General features: G+C 35.8%; 1 protein-coding gene. It reads left to right on the plus strand.

The window, feature by feature from the left end; all coding sequences use genetic code 11:
* Positions 1-585 (plus strand): hypothetical protein (locus tag HMPREF2663_RS07220; protein WP_012816730.1); only part of this gene is annotated, 585 nt, incomplete at its 5' end.
* Between the last annotated feature and the right edge of the window lie 108 nt (positions 586-693).

The following is a 693-nucleotide window of genomic DNA, read 5'->3' on the forward strand; positions in this document are numbered from 1 at the left end:
ATGCGTGTGTATGATATTATCATTTACTTGTTTCTATTTGCTATTTTGACAGTGATGTTTAGTAAACTCTTTGACCTATTGAACATAGCTATATCTCAAATCGATATCATCGATATGCAAAATGTCACACACTATATCACAATCATTTCAAACGGTTTATATCAACTTACATTTTACTTGTTAGGATTAGCATTGATGTTAATGGTTATCGATTTAATGATTCGTTTATTGAAAGACCAACTCACGAATCATATTAAATCCGTTTATCACACGATGGTTTTACGACATTATCTTAAACAAGATATCGACACAACATCATCAAAAGATTGGCAACAAACAGGTGAAACTAAAACAAACGCTGTCGAACGCTATTTTAATAAAGTCGTGGGGAAATCGCTCGTTGATGTTCGTCAAAATGAAGTTCGTGTAGCGATTAAAATTCCGCGAAAACAACAGGCACATGAAATATTAAAGACTATTGAACCTCAGATTTATGAAGAAATCACCCATTTGCATCCCGAGTATTACTTTTCCACATCTCAACGGCATCGTCGTTATCAATGGTTGATTGGTCACAAACGTTGAGTTAACAACGCGCTGTGGTTCATGTAATGAAAAACACAAGCGCGTTGTTAACTCCGTGCCATGGGGTTACTACGACCCCCCATGGCATCATTAATCAATAATCACAGA

This window comes from Staphylococcus sp. HMSC077D08, from assembly GCF_001837945.1.
GTDB classification, from domain to species: Bacteria; Bacillota; Bacilli; order Staphylococcales; family Staphylococcaceae; genus Staphylococcus; species Staphylococcus epidermidis.